The sequence below is a fragment of the Pyxidicoccus sp. MSG2 genome (assembly GCF_026626705.1).
Classification (GTDB): Bacteria; Myxococcota; Myxococcia; order Myxococcales; family Myxococcaceae; genus Myxococcus.
This window is the reverse complement of the sequence record NZ_JAPNKC010000001.1, coordinates 1,602,494-1,619,600: the sequence shown is the minus strand read 5'-3', so window position 1 is coordinate 1,619,600 and position 17,107 is coordinate 1,602,494. Positions and strand designations below refer to the sequence as shown.

11 protein-coding genes are annotated in these 17,107 nt (G+C 69.2%); 1 reads left to right on the top strand and 10 read right to left on the bottom strand.

The window, feature by feature from the left end:
• Window positions 1-29: 29 nt before the first annotated feature.
• Window positions 30-3,566, bottom strand: coding sequence for a tolB protein precursor protein (locus tag OV427_RS06670; protein WP_420718248.1), 3,537 nt, complete (start codon window positions 3,564-3,566; stop codon window positions 30-32).
• 195 nt (window positions 3,567-3,761) lie between these two features.
• Here OV427_RS06670 and OV427_RS06665 point away from each other — a divergent pair, with 195 nt between their 5' ends.
• On the top strand, window positions 3,762-5,207 hold the full coding sequence (locus OV427_RS06665) for an LVIVD repeat-containing protein (protein WP_267855267.1): 1,446 nt from the start codon (window positions 3,762-3,764) through the stop codon (window positions 5,205-5,207).
• Window positions 5,208-5,431: 224 nt separating this feature from the next.
• Here OV427_RS06665 and OV427_RS06660 read toward each other — a convergent pair whose 3' ends face one another.
• From OV427_RS06660 to OV427_RS06620, 9 genes are all read right to left on the bottom strand, one after another.
• Window positions 5,432-7,291 (bottom strand): hypothetical protein, encoded by a 1,860-nt coding sequence (locus tag OV427_RS06660; protein WP_267855266.1) that lies wholly within the window; start codon window positions 7,289-7,291, stop codon window positions 5,432-5,434.
• 233 nt (window positions 7,292-7,524) lie between these two features.
• On the bottom strand, window positions 7,525-8,850 hold the full coding sequence (locus OV427_RS06655; RefSeq protein ID WP_267855265.1) for a flavin monoamine oxidase family protein: 1,326 nt from the start codon (window positions 8,848-8,850) through the stop codon (window positions 7,525-7,527).
• 147 nt (window positions 8,851-8,997) lie between these two features.
• A complete protein-coding gene (locus OV427_RS06650; protein ID WP_267855264.1) occupies window positions 8,998-10,647 on the bottom strand; it encodes a hypothetical protein in 1,650 nt (549 codons plus the stop codon).
• A complete protein-coding gene (locus OV427_RS06645; protein ID WP_267855263.1) occupies window positions 10,644-11,426 on the bottom strand; it encodes an outer membrane lipoprotein-sorting protein in 783 nt (260 codons plus the stop codon). Before OV427_RS06645 ends, OV427_RS06650 begins: the two co-directional genes overlap by 4 nt.
• A gap of 7 nt (window positions 11,427-11,433) precedes the next feature.
• Window positions 11,434-12,735 carry an ABC transporter permease gene (locus tag OV427_RS06640; RefSeq protein WP_267855262.1) on the bottom strand — a complete coding sequence of 434 codons (1,302 nt, stop codon included), beginning with the start codon at window positions 12,733-12,735 and terminating at the stop codon, window positions 11,434-11,436.
• A 4-nt stretch (window positions 12,736-12,739) separates the two neighbouring features.
• Window positions 12,740-14,851 (bottom strand): FtsX-like permease family protein, encoded by a 2,112-nt coding sequence (locus OV427_RS06635; RefSeq protein ID WP_267855261.1) that lies wholly within the window; start codon window positions 14,849-14,851, stop codon window positions 12,740-12,742.
• A gap of 1 nt (window position 14,852) precedes the next feature.
• Window positions 14,853-15,593, bottom strand: a complete 741-nt coding sequence (locus OV427_RS06630; RefSeq protein WP_267855260.1) for an ABC transporter ATP-binding protein — start codon at window positions 15,591-15,593, stop codon at window positions 14,853-14,855.
• Window positions 15,590-16,087, bottom strand: coding sequence for a GbsR/MarR family transcriptional regulator (locus tag OV427_RS06625; RefSeq protein ID WP_267855259.1), 498 nt, complete (start codon window positions 16,085-16,087; stop codon window positions 15,590-15,592). The genes OV427_RS06630 and OV427_RS06625 overlap by 4 nt, the downstream gene beginning before the upstream one ends.
• Before the next feature lie 263 nt (window positions 16,088-16,350).
• On the bottom strand, window positions 16,351-16,974 hold the full coding sequence (locus tag OV427_RS06620) for an RNA-binding protein (protein ID WP_267855258.1): 624 nt from the start codon (window positions 16,972-16,974) through the stop codon (window positions 16,351-16,353).
• Window positions 16,975-17,107: the final 133 nt, after the last annotated feature.

Genomic DNA, 17,107 nt, shown 5'->3' with positions numbered 1-17,107 from the left:
GCCATGGTGGCCCGCCCCCGTTGCTTTCGTCAGTGCCTGGGGCTGGTGTAGCCGCCGGCCGCGGACGGCATCAGCGCCGGGGACATCTGCGTCGGCGGGCCGTTGTTCTTCGCCCCGGTGTTGCCCTGGTCGAAGAAGCCGTTGAGGCCGGCGATGCCCAGCGAGAAGTTCGTCACCCAGCCCGCGTCCGGCTTGCCGGCCGCCGCGCCGATGTCGAACGGCCTCGCGAAGTGCAGGCGCATCAGCAGGGGCCCCAGCGCCAGGTTGACGCCGACGACGGCGTTCAGCACGCGGTGGTCCCTGAAGTCCTCCCAGTTCTCGCCCACGCCGCCGAAGTCCATGGCCGCGATGGCCTCCAGGTCACTGAGGAAGGCCACCCGGAGGATGTCGTTCAGCGGAAGCTGCAGCTCCATCGTGGAGTAGAAGAAGTGGCGGCCCAGCAGCCACTGCTCGTCTCCGAAGTTCACGCCGCGCAGCGTGTCGAAGGAGGACAGGAAGTACGAGCGGGCGTACCGGCCCCCCAGCGTGGTGCCCGCGCCGCCGCGCACGAAGATGTTGGTGCGGCCGTAGATGGGGAAGTACCGCTCCGCGTCCAGGCGGATGTTGCTGTACGCCTCGTTGTCGAAGGGCTGCACGCCCACCGTCGTCTCCAGCAGCGCGGAGCTGCCCGACAGCGGACCGGTGGCGTAGTGGTACTTCAGCGTGTCGTAGCCAATCTGCCCGCTCACCTCCGTCTGGAAGCGGATGTCCTGGTTGCGCGCCTTCCACTGCGACAGCAGCTCCTGGTTCGCCTCGTTGCGGTCCGCGAAGAACAGGTAGAACTCGGTGGGGTCGTCCAGGAAGTACTTCGTCCCGCCGAGGCTCAAGTCACCTTGCAGGTAGAAGAAGGTGCTCAGCGGGTAGCGCAGGCTGCCGAGCACGCCGAAGAAGCGCTCACCCGACGTGAAGAACACGGGCAGGTCCTCGAAGGTCTGGTCCACGCGGAAGCGCAGGGACTGGAAGAGGCCGCCGCCCCACGTCGTGCGACTCTCGTCGTTGATGTACAGCAGGTAGCCGTCCGTCAAATCGAAGCTGCCGTACACCGACAGGGTGAGCAGGAACTGGTGGTCCCTCATGCGGTCACTGGCCGCGGCGAACAACTGGCCCACGAAGCCGCCGCCGCCCGCTCCCGCGAAGCCGAAGATGGGGCCGAACTCCAGGTTCTGCCGGGTGAAGGGCTGGTAGGCCTGAGCGTCCGTCAGCGAGCGCACCGCGACCGGCGCGGGCGGCTCCGGCGTGGGCTCGGCCGGCACGTCCAGCGCCAGCATGCGCGGCGGCCGCAGCAGCGCGGGCCGGCGCTCGCCGGACATGTGGAACAGCATCCACAGGCTGCCGTCCGGGCCGGGGCCGGGCTCGAACACGCCCGTCGTCAGGTCCGTGCGCCGCACGAGGCGGCCGTCCGCCATCAGCTCGTGCAGGTCCGAGCTGCTGTTGTTGAAGGCCGTGAAGAAGATCCGGCCGTCCGCGAGCGCCGTCGGGTCCGCGTGGTCCCTGTCCTCGCTGGTGAGCCGTTCCACCTGGCGGGGCGCGTCCACCCGCACGCGGAAGAGGTTGTACTTGCGGTGGGACGTGGCGTCGGACGTGAAGATGATGCCGGACGGGCCCCACGTGACCTGCCGCTCGGAGAACACGTCGTCGGTGAGCTGCAGCGGCTTCGCGTCCGGGCCCGCCTGCAGGTCGATGGCGTACAGGTCGCGCAGGCCGCCGTCGTTGATGCCGATGAAGGCCACCCACCGCCCGTCTGGTGAGAAGGCCGGCGAGTACGCCGCCAGCAGGCCGTGCTTGTCGATGCGGTACGCCACGCGCCCGCCCAGGCTCAGACTCACCGTGGTGCCCACCTCCCGGTCGATGCCGGTGCGGATGGGCGTGCGGCGCACCAGCACGTCGTTGGCGCGCTTCTCCACCACGTGCGCGTAGTCCTGCACGTAGATGACGTCGCGGCCAATCGTCTCCGCGATGAAGGCCAGCTTGTTCTCGGTCAGCGCGAAGCTGCGTCCGGAGATGGGGTGCAGGGACTCCACGCCCGGCGCGCCGTCGCTGGTCACCCTCAGCGTCCGCTCCGGCGCCCGCGGGTCCACCATGTACAGCCGGCTCTCGCCCGTCTCCGGCACAATCGTGCGCAGCGCCAGCACGTGCCCGTCCGGTGAGCTGGCCATGGAGGTGATGTAGCCGGGCGACTTGTCCAGCATGTCCATCACCGGCGCCGCCTGCTCCGAGTTCAGGTACGTCTTGAAGGCCCGGCGCTTCAGCCAGTTCTCGAACCGCGCCGCCAGCCGCTTCGGGTCATCCCCGGTGAGCCGCTCCAGCAGCTCCTCGAACTTGAGCGACGGCGAGTCGCGCGAGCCGCCCACCAGCCGCGGCGACTCCTCCAGCACGCGCTGGATGAAGCCCTTGCCGTACTCCTCCTCGAGGAAGGTGCAGCGCACCTGGCCCACCTTGTAGATCCACAGGTAGCCGTAGGGCCCGGGCGAGAAGAAGTCGAGGAACGCATAGCCCTTGTACAGGTCCGGGTTCACCAGCAGGTCCCGCACCAGCATCTCCGCTTCCGGGTCCATGCCGCGCTTGGCGTAGAACTCGGCGAGGCCTTCGATGAACCACAGCGGCATCCCCGCCAGCGGGTCCCCGAACACCTTCGCCTGCTCGGCCACGGTGCGCACCTTCTGGATGGTGAACTGGTGCGCCAGCTCGTGGGTGGAGATTTCCTCGAAGAGGCGGTGGTCACCGAGGTACGGCAGCGTCAGCTTCAGGTCCTCGCCGGTGCTGGTGAGGCCCAGCGTGCCCTCGGACACCTGGAAGAGGTTGGTCTGCAGGAACTCCTGGTAGCTGCTGTAGAGGATGTACGGGAACGTCTGCGTGGGGACGTACTGGAACGTGTCCACGAGGTAGCGGTACGCGTCCTCGATGACGGGCGCGGCCCGCTCGGCCACCGCGCGCTCGCGCTCGTAGAAGTAGAAGCGCACGCCGCCCGTCTTGTCCCCGAGCGTCTTCGCGTAGGTGTAGTTGAAGCCGCCGTCGGCGCCTCCCAGCCCCAGCGACGCCAGACCGCCGCCGTCCGCCAGGCCGCCGTCCGCCGCGCCCGCGGCGCTCACCAGGGTGCCCCCATCCGAAGTGCCCGGAGTCCCCGCGGTGGCGGGAGGTGGCACCCCCCCGTCAGAAGGCTCCGCCACCACCACCGGCGGCGCGACGGGCGCGCCCGGGCTGGCGGAGGGCTCGGAGGTCGGCTGGAGGGTCTCCTGCGCCGGGCCGCCCGGCATCTCCCGAGGGCTGCTCGTCTCGGGGGACGTGGTGGGCGCGTCCGGGTTGGCGCCTCCCGGCGCGCCAGGGGGCTGGTCGTGCGCGGTGCGCTCCGGGGGCTTGGCCAGGCCCCCGGCATTGGGGCCCACGAGGATGTCCACGTGCCGCCACTCGAATTCGTAGCTGTTCACCGGCGATTTCCCGGGTCGTCGCGGCACGACGTAGAACTGGGCGAGTGCCAGCCCAGGGAGGAGCAGTGCCAGCATGGCGGCTGCGAGGGGACGGGGGTTCACAGGGGGTCACCTCTACGAATGGGGAACGGGCGAGAGGGCAGCGTCCTGGGAGGTTCCCTCCCAGGGGCTCGGGTATACAAGCGCCTGGATTATTTCTTTCCGTTTACTTGCCGGACAGTGAGCGTCTCGCACTCGGGCGTGCGTGGGTCGGGGAGCCTTCGTCTGGTGCTGGCGCCCGATGATATGGATGGGGGCATGAGACGCCTTATTGCACTGTCCTCCACGCTGGTCCTCGCCCTCGGTTGCGGCAAGGACGGTACGTCCAATACCAAGGCCGAGTGTCAGATCGAAGCCATCGACCTGTCATCATGTCAGCGTTCCAGCCTCGCCGCGCTCCAACCCGAGGGCGTGTGGAATCTCAACGTCCAACTGAATGACGGCACGGGCGCCGCCAGCGCCATGCGGCTGTCGGGCCTGTCCAGCGGCGCGACGATGCTCGGGTTTGCGGTGACGGAGCGGCAGGTCTCCGGTGACACCTTCTATCTGGCCAGCGACGTGGTGGGCACGGACAACGTCAACCTGCGTTTCGCCCTCGCGGGCTGTTCGTCGACGGGGCCGGGGCAGCTGGCGGGTGTGTTCCGTCGCTGCCAGAACGGTCAGCTCGACCTGCAGGGCACGTTCGATGCGGTGCGCGTGTCGCGCCGTGCGGGCGAGGCGGACGCGGACAAGGTGCAGCTCGTCGGAGAAATCGCGCTGCCGCGCGGCAGCGGCACGGAGCTGGCGGTGGCCAACGGCCATGCGTACGTCACCGCCGGCCGGGAGGGGCTCTTCATCTACGACGTGAGCAAGCCCGACGCGCCGCGCAAGGCGGCCGAGTCCAAGCCCTCCGACGACGTCTACAACGACGTGCTGGTGACTGGCACGACGTTGTACCTGGCCACCAAGAACAGCGGCATCGCGGTGTTCGACCTGACGAACCCCGAGGCGCCCGCCCGCGTGCGCTCCGTGCCGGAGACGGCCGTGGAGGTGAGTGCGCTGGCGGTGGACGGGAACACCCTCTACGCGGCGTCGCCGTCTCCCAACGCCGAGGTGCTCATCTACGACATCACCACGCCCACCGCGCCGAAGCTGCTCACGCGCTACTTCGTCGAGGGCGCCGAGCCCACCGTGGGCGAGCTCCCGCTGGACGTGACGGCCCTGGGTGGCAGGCTGTACGTGAGCCACTGGACCTACGGCATGACGGTGTCGGACGTCACCAACCCGGCGAAGCCGAAGTTCCTGGGACGCTTCGGGGGCGCCACCTCGCGCACCACGGCGGTGGGCACGGTGGGCAGCCGGACGGTGGCCTTCGACGCGGGCGAGGACTGGGGCGCGCACCTGAGCGTGCTGAACGTGACGGTGCCGCAGGCGCCGGAGCAGATGGGCGAGTTCCGCCTGCGCAATGAGGTGTCCATCCGCTCGGTGGCGCTGGCCGGCACGAAGCTGTACGTGGCCTACTACCAGGACGGCCTGCGCGTGTTGGACGTCTCGGTGCCGGGCGAGCCACGCCAGGTGGGCTACTACAACAGCTGGCGCGAGTCGGACGTGGGCCGCGGCGTCAGCTTCTTCGACGGGCTGAACGCCCTGCGCGTGCCGGGCGACGGCTACATCTACGCGACGGAGACGGTGCGCGGGCTGCTCATCTTCCGCGAGACGGAGTAGGGGCAGGCCCCTAAGCGACACCACGACGCGGCTGTGCGGCCGGTGCCAGGAGGCACGGTGCGTCGTGGTGTGGGTGGCGGACGGGGAGCCGGGCGGGTGGCGGTGCGCGCGGTGGATGCGCTGACGCAGGAGGAGCCGCGGGGCACGCGCGCGCTCTTCCTGCCGGGTGCAGGGCTATCTCATCTCCTGCCCGCGGGGCGTGCCCGTGGAGGCGACGCCGTTCTTCACGGGCTGAGCAGGAGGTTGCCGGTGGACTGGCGCTCCATGCTGGCCTCGCGGGCGATGCGCAGCTCGAGACCGGCATCCGAGAGGGCGATGCGGGCGCCGTAGACGTCGCGGTTGCTGGCGGCATCCCGGGCGCGATTGATGTGGGCGCGGGCCCGCTCCGCGTGGACGACGACGTTGCCCTGGCCGGAGGATTCCGCGGTGTTGCGCACGTTCTCGAACGCTCGGTCCGCGAGGTTCAGGGCGTTGTCCACGGCCAGCTCGCCCTTCTCGAGGGCCTGGTCCGCGGCGAGCAGCCACTGTCCGGCGGTCTGGATGTCGGTCAGGCGCTGCTGGCGGGACGCCTCGACGTCGGCGGCGCGCGCACCGGTGTCGTCGATGTGCTCCTGCACGACGGTGGTGTCCGCGGCGAGCTCGTCGTCGCGCTTCTCCAGCGCTTCGTCGCGCGTCTTCAGCTCGGCTTCGAGTTGCTGGAGCCGGGCCTGGAGCTGGAGGAGCTGCTGCTGCGGGGTGAGCGTATTGGCCGCGGTTCCCGGCGCCGCGCCCGCGCCACCCGTCGCATTCTGTCCGGCGGGTGCGGCACCGCCACCAAAGCCAACGGCGGGCTCTCCGGCGGACGGAGCGGCTTCCTGGACGCCTGTCGCGGCGCCAGAGCCGCCCGTTCCACCCTGAATGGCCGCTCCCGAGCCTGTCGAGTCCTGGCCCGTTGTCTCCGTACTAGCGGCGCCGCCGGTGCCTCCAGTCGCCGCCGAGTCGTCCACGGTGCCTGCACCACCGGTCGCGCCCTGGCCCACCGTGTCCAGGTTGCCGCTGGTGCCCGAGCCACCCGTCGCGCCCTGGCTCGGTGCGCCCGAGCCATCCATGGTGCCCGAGCCACCCGTCGCATCCTGGCCCGTCGTGTCCAGGCTCCCGCCCGTGCTCGCACCTCCGGTCGCGTCCTGACTCGTTGCCCCCGGGCCACCCTCAGTGCCCGTGAGATCGGTCGCGTTTTGACTCGTCGTGTTCAGGCTCCCGCCGGTGCCCGCACCTCCGGCCGCTTCAGGCTCTCTGACTTCCGGGGTTTCGGCGCTGCCCGAACTCCCCTGGCCCGTGACGACCGAACGCCCCCCGATGACCTCGGGAGGCCGCCCCGTGACAACCGAGCGCCCACCGATGAAGTTGCCTCCCGTCGCGCCCTGCTCCGTTGCTGCCGAGTTGCTGGTGCTGCCCGCGCCACCAGTCGCACCCTGGCTCGTTGCCGCTGAATCTCCAGCAGTGCCCGCGCCACCGGTTGCGCCCTGGCTCGTTGCCGCTGAACCTCCGGCGGTGCCCGCGCCACCGGTCGCACCCTGGCTCGTTGCCGCTGAACCTCCGGCGGTGCCCGCGCCACCCTGGGGCGCGGCACCCGTGGTGCTTCCGCCCTGCGTGCCCGTCGTCTGGGACGTCGCGCCCGCCGCGGAGGTCTGGCCTCCCTCGCCGGAAGTGCTCCCGGGCGCGGCCTCCGTGTCCGACGAAGTAGAGCCGCCACTCCCACCCGTGCCCGACTCTTCCTGCGCCGTGGTGTCCCAGGGCGAGGGCAGGGGCTGATACACCTGTGCTGCCTCCTCGTTGGCCATCTGGCCCGGCTGTACGGGGCCGTAGCCATTGGGAAGGACCGGCACAATCTGTGGGGGAGCGGAGTCCACGTCGTAGGGTTGCTGGACCACGTAGCCTTCAGGAGGCCGAGCACCCTCCGCCAGCCTGGCGGCTTCCTCGTAGGCATCCTTCAGGGCATCCGCGGCAGGGTCGTCGACCAACGGGTCTTGCGGAGGAGGCACCGGCGTCACCTCCGGCGTCTGACCAAGGCTCAATCCAGCAGCGAGGGCAATCCACAGGCGCATGCCTGAAAGGTGTCCACCAGCGGATGTCCCTTCATCCCGGCCAGCGAAGCTGCGCCCGACAGGCCGCCCGGGCAGCGCCCCACCGAGCTCCCTGTTCGGTAATGTCGGGACATTTCCCGCCGCCGCAAAAACCCCCGACATTTCCGAACAGGACGCCCTCCGACCGCCTCCAGACGGCCTCCGCCGTGCACGCGTTCCAACGAGCGCCGGACCCACGTTGACGTCACAAGCGCTCACTTCCTCGCCCGGGTCCGCGCCAGCACCTCACGCGCCGCGCGCTCTCCGGTCGCGATGGCGCCATGCACGGTGCCTTCCTCCCCGTCGGTATTCGTGGCCTCGCCCGCGAAGAACAGGGTGCCATCCACGGGAGCGGCAATCTCCTGCATCGCGTCCGCCGCACCCACCGGAATGACGGCATACCCGCCCCGGGTGAATGGCTCGCGCTGCCAGTCCTGCACGTGCCACGCCTCGAGCAGTTCATGCAGTGCCTGCCGGGGCAACCGGAAGATGCGCGCGAGCGACTCCACCGCGCTCGCCAGCACCACTTCCTCCCGCAACCCGGACAGCGCCTCCGCACTCGGGCCGCCGGCCCAGCCCACCAGGTGCCGGGACTCGCGCGGCGACGACGTCCACCACGTGGGCACCGGCAGTGACGGCCCATGGAAGAAGCCGAACCGCCGGGTGTCCTCGCGCTCGCTCCAGAAGGCGGTGCGGAAGCGCAGCAGCACCTTCACCAGCGAGCCCATCTCCAGCAGGCCCCAGGCCCGCTCCTTCGCCGGCAGCCGCGGAACGAAGCGCACCGCGCCGGGCTCCGGAGGCCGCGCCCGCAGTACGCCCAGCGGAAGCGTCACCACGGCCTGCTTCGCCCGCACCTGTCCGAGCGCCACTCCCTGCCGCGTGCGAACGCGCACCCGCACCTCACCGGACGCCCAGCGGACCTCCTCCGCCACCGCGTTCAGGAACACCGTCCCCGGACGCTCCATCAACGGCCGGGCCAGCTCGCGAAGCACCCGGTCATACCCCTGCATCACCCGCGACGGCCTGATGCCACCCAGTTCCTCCGCGGCCGTCTCCATCCGAGCGATGGCCAACGTGCTCGCGGTGTCCGGGTTCGCCGCGTAGAAGCCCTCCACGTAGGCCCGGCCCATGGCCACCTGGAGTGGAGCCCAGTGCTCGACCTTCGCCCGTTCCCGTAGCAGCTCCGCCACGGGTCGGTCCGGAGGCTTCGCGGAGGCGAGCGCGTCCAGGAAGCGGAAGGATTCCTCGCCGTCTCTGAAGCGTCCCTTCCACGACAGCGCATGTGTGTCATTGCACGCCCGGATGGACAGCCGGGCCTTCCGCGCGAGCTTCCGCAGCGACTCCGGCTCGCCGTGGACGAACTCCGCCCCCAGTTCCAGCGGAACCTCCGTGACGGGGTCATGCACGGTGGCGACACGCCCGCCCCAGCGCTCGCGAGCCTCCAGCACCGTGACGCGCAGCCCCGCCCGGCTCAGCGAGGCCGCGGCGGCGAGCCCGGAGGCGCCCGCGCCCAGGATGACGACATCCGAGATGAGGTCCATGCCGCACCTCTAGCCACGCCCGAGCGCGAGAGCAGCCCCCCGCGCGCCGGCCGTCACGCGCGAGACACTCACGTCCCCGAAGACGCGAAGGGCCGCGCCTCCAGCGAAGGAGGCGCGGCCCTGGGAGACACGGAAGCGCCCCGCGCGTCAGAGGCTGATGCGCAGGCCGGCTCCCAGCTCGAAGGTGGGCGCGGCCACGCTGAAGCCCTGGATGTCCTCGCCGTTGACGGTGACGTCGGGCACGGTGAAGCCGAGCCGGAGCTCACCGCCCTTTCGGCCGTAGTGCACGGCGCCGAACGCCTCCACCGTGAGGTAGGTGAGCGCCCGGTACGTCACGTTGAGCCGGCTCGTATAGGAGCGGTCGGACAGGTTGCTCAGCGTGAAGAAGTTGAAGGCCGTGTGGTCCCAGTCGAAGGGCTGGTTCAGGAAGAGGTACGCCGCGCCGTAGTGGCGGCCCACGTACAGCGGCTGGAAGGCGCTCTGGGCGATGAGGTACGGGTACCCCACCGAGCTGGTGTAGCCCGTCGAGTTGTAGAAGTACTCCACGCCCACGACGGCCAGGTCGTTCTGCCCGTAGGGGAAGGTGTAGTTGGCGCCGCCCGTCACCTGGGGCGTGAGGCCCCCGGGGACGTACGACTCCACCTGGATGCCATTCTGGAAGATGTCCTCCAGCGTGGTGCCCTCGGGCAGCCGGTACAGGGGCCGGTCCGTGCCCTTCTTGATGGCCAGCTCGCCGTAGACGTCGATGGGGCCCAGGGCCGAGGACAGGTCCAGGCCGAAGCGGGGCTTGCGGCCGCGCTGGGCCACGGCGCTGGCGCCCACCTCCGCGGGGCCCAAAACCACCTCCGCGCGGAGCGCACCGCCGATGCGGCTGATCCGGTTGACCGGGTCCTCGCCGCCGGGCCGCGTGGGGCTCCCGGTGGCGTCGGTGACGGCGCCCGCGTCGGTACCCAGGTCGTCCACCACGGCGATGCCGTAGAAGTTCCAGCCCCGCGCCTCCCACGGCACGTGCAGCTTCACCATGGACACGCCGGTGCGCAGGTCCACGAAGGCCAGCGGGTTCCTCCGCTGGGGGGACAGGAAGTCGGTGGGGTTCCAGATCTGCCCCGTGCCCCACTTCACGTGCTGCTTGCCCACGGTGAAGAACACCGTGCGCGCCAGGTCGAAGCGCAGCCACGCCTGGTCCAGCAGGACGCGCGGGTTGGACGGCGCGCCCGCCGCCGTCTGCGTGGAGAGGGTGGGGTCGTAGCTCAACCGCCCCACCACGAAGCCGCGCAGCCGGTCCGTGGGACGCGCGTCGAAGTAGCCATCCACCAGCGTGGGCGCGGTGAACGAGGTGTTGCCGAAGGACACGCCCTCGTTTCCGGCCACGTTGGCGCGCAGGTAGAACTGGCCGCCAATCTTCAGCGGGTCATCCACCGCCTCGTCGGAGTCGAAGGCGCTGCGCGTCGCCGGGCCATCCAGCGCGTCCGAGTCCCTGTCACCGGGCGCTGCAGCCGGCTCGGTGAGCGAGGGCTGACGCACCGCCGGCTCACCGGCCGAAGTGGGGTCCGCCGTCGCGCTGTCGTCCCCGCCGAAGACGGCGTCCTCGCTGGGACGGTCCGCCGGGGCTTCCTCCTGGGAAGGGGAGGGCGTGGCCTCGGCGGGCTTCTCGGACTCGCCGCCGAAGAGGGCATTCTCGTCGGGCCGGTCGGCCGAGCCTTCCGAGCCCGCCGCGCCCGTCGACTGGGCGAGCACGGGGGCGCTGGCGAGGGCCGCGGACAGTGCCGCGGCCACGGTGAGGGAACGCGGGCTCATCGGCTCTTGCTCTCGAGCCACGCCTTGGTGAAGAGGTTGGCTTCCAGCGCGCGCAGGTCGGTGGACTTGATGAGGATGACGGTGGAGTTGGCCTTCTCCACCTCGTCGTAGATGCGAATCTCCTCGGGGATCCAGACGTCGGCGCCCTTGGACTCGCTGAACAGCTTCTTCCAGCGCGGGTAGAGCAGGGTGCGCATCTTCCGGCCGGACAGCGCGTACTCCTCGCGCTTGAGGATGTTGGTCGAGTCCTTGTCCACCCACAGCTTGATGACGGGGTAGGCCACGTCCACGCCCTGCTTCGCCTTGAGCGTCAGCATGTTGGCCGTGTACTTGCCCAGCTTCCCCTCGCCGTCGAACGACGGGTCATACTCCTCGGCCAGGCGGGACTCGTCGAAGTCGGCGCGGCGGCTGTCGGTGCCGGCGATGCGCTCGCGCTCCGTGCGCCGCTCCCACTTGCCCACGTTGGGGTCATAGCTCCAGAGGTTCTTGTCCATGCGGAGGTAGCCCTTGCCGGCCTCCGTCTTGGGACGGCTGAAGAGAATCATCAGCTTGTCGTCCGCGTCGCGCCGGTAGATGAACGCCTCGCGCACGGTGTCCGTCTTGTCCTTCTCCTTCTGCTCCAGGTAGACGAGCGCCTTGTAGTCGCCGCCGTTGCGCTGCCGGTCGTCGATGGTGGCCAAGAGCTTCACCATCTCCGCCGGCTCCAGGGCCAGCGCGGCCGGGGCGGACAGCAGGGCCGCGGTGAGTACCGCGGCGGACAGCAGATTCTTGAGACTCATGGAGGGTTCACCCGATGTGGTGCATCGCCGTGACGGGCTTCATCCGCGCGGCGAGGAAGGAAGGAATGAGGGAGATGAGCGTGGTGCACACGGTGATGAAAACCATGGCGCCCACCACGGCCCCGGGGTTGACCGCCAGCTTCAGCGTCTCCGACATGATGAACATCGCAACGACTTCGGGGACGGCCATGCCCGCCGCGTTGACGCCCAGGCACACCGCGAGCCCCACCACGGCGCCCGCCAGCGTCCCCAGCGCGCCCAGCGTCAGCGCCTCGCAGACGAACATCAGCACCACCCGCCGGCGCTGCATGCCAATGGCGCGCAGCGTGCCAATCTCCCGCGTGCGCTCCCGGATGGCGATCCACAGCGTGTTCATGATGCCCACGCAGATGATGACCAGCAGGACGAAGGTGAGGGCGCCGGTGAGGAAGTTGAGCGCGGCGAGCGTCCAGCTGATGAAGTTGATCTCGTCCTCCCAGTTGGTGATGTCCAGCTTCTGGCCTGTCCACGGCTCGCGGTTGACGACCTCGAACTTGAAGAAGAACGCCCGCGGGTCGTTGTCCATGATTTCGTGGCCCGCCTCGGCCAGCGTCTTGCGCAGTCGGGCCTGCACCGCGGGCACCTGCGCCACGTCCTTCAGGTACACCTGGATGGCGCCCGTGGTGTCGTCGCGGAGCTGGTAGAGCGCGCGCAGCGTGCCGGAGGGCACGTAGACGTTGAAGTCGCTCATCATGCCCACGTTGGCCGCGATGGCCGCCACCTGCACGTCCACCGTGTTGCTGGTGCCACGCATGGTGGGCGCGGCGATGGTCAACGTGTCGCCGACCTTGACCGCCAGTCGCTTCGCCTGCTTCTCGAAGATGAGCACGGAGTTGGGTTTCGCCAGCCCGTCCATGGAGCCCTCGCGCACCTGGATGACCTGGCGGAAGCCGGGCTCGGCATCGATGTCGATGCCGCCCAGGCCCAGCTGCATGGAGCTGGTCTCGCTCACCACCTTCGCCCAGCCGCGCCCGCGGTGGACGATGTAGTCCACCTCCGGCACGTCCTTGCGAATCTGCTCGAGGATTTTCGGATAGCCCGTCACGACGGGGACGCCCTGCCCGGCGGACACCTTGAAGAAGCCGGCCACGTTGACGTGGCCGGTGGACAGCGTGGTGGCCGAGCGCAACATCGTGTCCTTCATCCCGGTGGACAGTCCCATCAGGATGACGAGCAGCGCGGTGACACCGGCGATGGCCCCGCCCAGCAGCAGTGTGCGGCGGCGGTGGGTGCCGAGGTTGCGGAATGCGATGAGGAAGAGCTGGAACATGTCGTTACTCGTCCGTCTGCATCGCCTTGAGGGGCGAGACCCGCGTCGCGAGGAACGCGGGATAGAGGGTGGAAATGGCCGAAACGACGAGGACGATGACGAAGGCCGCCACCAGGTTGCCCACGCTCAGCGTGGGGTAGAGCCGCGGGCCGGAGAAGAAGAAGTACGCCCACTCGTTGGCCGCGGGGATGCCGGCGATGCCCAGGGCGGCCATGATGCCGCTGCCCACCAGCGCGCCGCCCGCGCCGAAGACGAGCCCCAAGAGCACCGTCTCCACCAGCACCATTCCCAGCACGAAGGAGCGCTGCGCTCCAATTGCCCGCATGGTGCCCACCTCGCGCACCCGCTGCAGCGTGGCCATCATCATCGCGTTGTTGATGATGACCAGCGCCACCACGAAGATGATGAAGACCACGAAGTAGAGCACCAGCTTCGCCATCAGCACGAACTGGCCGATGATGCCCGCCGCCTGCTGCCAGGACACCACCCGCAGCTTCAGCCCCGCGTCCGTGGCCGACTGCTTCAGCTCGGCCATCGTCTGCTGGAGCTTCTCCGGGTCCTTCAGCATCACCGCCGCGCTGAGCGCCACGCCCTTCTCGATTTCCTCCTGGGAGTAGACGCGCGCCGCCAGGTCGTCCCGGCGAAGCGAGCCCAGCGAGCCGTCGAAGGAGTCCTTCTCGTCGATGAGCCCCGGGGTGGCATTGGCCACCAGCGTGTTGCCGCTGTCCTCGCCGAAGAGGGCCTCCTCGGCATTCTCCCGGGCGACCTCCTTGACCGCGTTCAGCTTCTGCAGCTCGGCGATCTCCTCCTTCTTGTCGGCGGTGAGGTAGCCGTACAAATCCCGGAAGGACATCAGGTCCATCAGGTTGATGGCGCCGGCCATGGCGGACTTCTCCAGGCCCTTGAAGCGGTAGGTGCCCCAGATCTTCACGTTGACGCTCTGGACGTAGCCGGTGCGCGTGAAGGCCTTGATGGTGAGGTAGTCCCCGATCCGGATGCGGTAGAGCTCCAGCAGGGGCGCCAGGTCCGAGTAGAACTGCGCGTAGCGGGTGTCGAAGTTGGCGTCGTCCGTGGCGAAGAAGTCCACCAGCAGCTTCTCCAGCTTCGGCTCCTGGCTGCCGAGGGACTTCTGCAGCCGCTCGACGGCCAGGCGCGTCTTGATGGGGTCCAGCTGGAAGAGGATTTCGCGCGTCTGCGTCTGGTTCTCCTTCACCCAGCGCTGCATCTGCGGGTCGGTGGCGATGCGCTTCTGGTTGACGTCCCGCTCCTGCTTGATGTTGTCCATCCGCAGTGCCGTCTTCAGCTTGAGGGCGTTCTCGTAGAAGAACTTGGACAGCAGCATGCCGCGCTTGCCCCGGGGCACCATCTGCCCATCCACCAGCTCCATGCGGTCGAAGGTGCTCTGGAAGGCGTCCAGGTCCGTGCCCGCGTAGCGCATGTCGAGCATGTCCCCATCCGGAATCTGCGGGGCGATACGGTTCTCCAGGAACTCCAGCGAGCCGAACGAGTCCTGGTCGAAGGCGTCCCAGAAGGCGTCCGTGCGGGCGCGGGCGAGGGCTTCCACCTCGGCCGGGTCCTGCGCGGCTTCGCTCAGCATCACCCGGCTCTTGGCGTTCTGCTCCTCGATGAGCGCCACCATCTGCCGCACGTGCGCCTTGACGCTGTCGATGTTCGCCTTCAGCTCGGGCGTCTCGCCCTTCTCCGCGCGCTGCTTGTAGAGGTCGCGCATGCGGGCGAGCGTCAGGTCCACCGTGTTGCCGGAGGTGATGAGCGCGCCGCTGGTGCCCATGGGCACCACCGTCTTCACGTTGGGGTGCTTCTCCAGCACCGGCTTGATGCGGCTGAAGTCGTCGAGCGCCGCCAGGTCCGGCTCGCCGCTCATCCCGCCGTAGAGGGCCAGCTCGTCCTTGGACTCGTCCGAGTAGACCTGGATGTGCCCCGCCACGCTGCCGACGATGCTGCGGCTCATGGCGTTGTCCATGCTGTCCAGGAGCGCCCCGCCCACCACGACGAGCAGGGTGCCGAAGAAGATGATGCCGCCGATGAGCAGGTTGATCATGCTGGTGAACAGGTTGCGGAACGCCACCTGCATCAGCAGCCGGAAGTACCCTCCCATGTCAGTGACTCCCCGCGGCCATGGCCCGCTGCGCCTCGGCGGCGCTGAGCCGGTCCAGAATCTTCCCGTCCGCCAGGCGCCACACGGCGTTCGCGTGGTTCATCACCTTGGCGTCGTGGGTGGAGAAGATGAAGGTGGTGCCCTCCTTCTGGTTGAGCTCCTTCATCAGGTCGATGATGTGCTGGCCCGTCACCGAGTCCAGGTTGGCGGTGGGCTCGTCCGCGAGCACCAGCTGGGGCCGGGTGACGAGCGCGCGCGCCACGGCGACGCGCTGGCGCTGGCCGCCGGACAGCTCGTTGGGGCGGTGCTTCGCGTGGCTGGCCAGGCCCACCTGCTCCAGCAGCTGCATGACGCGCTCGTGGCGCTGGGCCTTGTCCAGCTTGCGCTGGAGCAGCAGGGGGAACTCCACGTTCTGGAAGACGGTGAGCACCGACACCAGGTTGAAGCTCTGGAAGATGAAGCCGATGGTGTGCAGGCGCAGGTCGGTGAGCTGGCGCTCACTGAGCTGCTTGGTGTCCTGCCCGGCGACGCTGACCACGCCGGTGGTGGCGGTGTCCACGCAGCCGATGAGGTTGAGCAGCGTCGTCTTGCCGCTGCCGGACGGCCCGGCGATGGAGATGAACTCACCCGGGTGGACCTGCAGGTCCACGCCCCGGAGTGCCGGGACGACGACCTTGCCCAGGTTGTAGTCCTTGGTCACGTTCGTGATGGAGACGATGGGGGACTTCGCTGCGGGGTTCATGCGGTGCGTCCTTTCGAAGCCTTGGTAGCGCGGATGGGACGGGCGGCGCGGGACGCGCGCCACCGCTCGGCGATGCCGGCCATCTCGGTGAGGTAGAAGTCGCAGAATGCCGCGGCCTCGCGCAGGTGCGGCTTGTCGGCGAGTTGCGGCGCGGCGAGGGCGCTGCTGCACACCCGCACGAAGGCCTTCATCGCCTCCTCCGCGGTGTGCAGCCGGCTCTCCCAGCCCTCGGAACTGATGACGTAGTAGTGCTGCCGGTCGCCCGGCACGCTGACCGGCTCCACCAGCCCCATGGCCGTACAGGCCCGGATGTTGGTGGACACGGAGGCGGCGCTCACCTTGAGCAGCTCGGCGATGCGCTTGAGCGACAGCGGCTCGTCCGCCAGCATCAGCAGCGCGTGGATGCGCCCGCCGATGCGCGTGCCTCCCTGCCGCTCGAAGTGCAGGGCCATCGCCTCGATGAAGCGCAGCTCCGCGGCGCCCAACTCCGTCATGCCCGGCCTCCGTGCCTTCCACCCGGGCCGCGCGCCAGTCGCGCGAGCAGGCCCAGGAAGGCGCGCCGGCATGTAATTCGTTCAGTTCATTCAGTCAAGACTGAACGAACTGAATCCCGCAGGCCAAGGCGTACCCCGGCTGCATGGGAAAGGGAAGGGGCCCGCGGCCTTTCTGGCCGTGGGCCCTTCGAGTCCCCGCTGCTGGGGGTTGGCACTGCCGGCAATGTCACGGGCAGGTGTCCGTGGCAGGTGCGTGGCAGGGGCTACTTCGGGTTGGTGTCGGGGTTCATGGTGCTGCCGTGGTCATTGTCCAGGTTCTCGCTCGGGGGCGTCGCCTCCACCCCGGAGCCGCCGGTGTTCATGTCCACGTCCTTGTCCTTCTCCATCCCCGAGCCGCCGGTGCCCTCGTTGATGGACGAGTCGGGCGACATCATGTCCCCGGAGCCGCCGGTGCCGGACATGGAGATGCTCTTGGCGACGTTCTCCGTCTCCTTCACCTCGTAGCTGGCGCGAATCTCCTGGCCCGGCTGCAGGTCCTTGGCCTTCTTGAGGCTCGGGTCATTGAACTGGGTGCTCTTGTCCACCTTGAGCGGCACCACGGCGCCGTGCAGGTCCACGAAGATGGTCTTCGAGTCGGCCTTGACGACCTTGCCTGTCAGCTCCTTCTGGCCCATGGCGTTCTGTCCGCCCATGGTGCCGCCCGTGCCGGCGCCACCCATGGCCGGTTCGCTCTTCGTGGAGCCCGAACCTCCGATGGCCGGGTCGCTCTGCGTGGTGCTGTCCTGCTGCATGCTGCTGTCCTGCTGCGGGCTCGTGGTGTCCTGCGCGAAGGCGGCGCCCGAGCCGAACAGGGCGACGGTTGCAACAACCCCAACCAGCTTCTTCATGGAGATTCTCCTGTGTGAGTGCGGCGGAGGGCCTGCGGCGCCCCTCCGTTGCGGAAAACCTAGGTGCGCTGGTGGAAGGGGACAGGGCTTGCGGGGCAGCCCGCTGGAGTGCCCGTTCCCTCCTCGGCCTGTG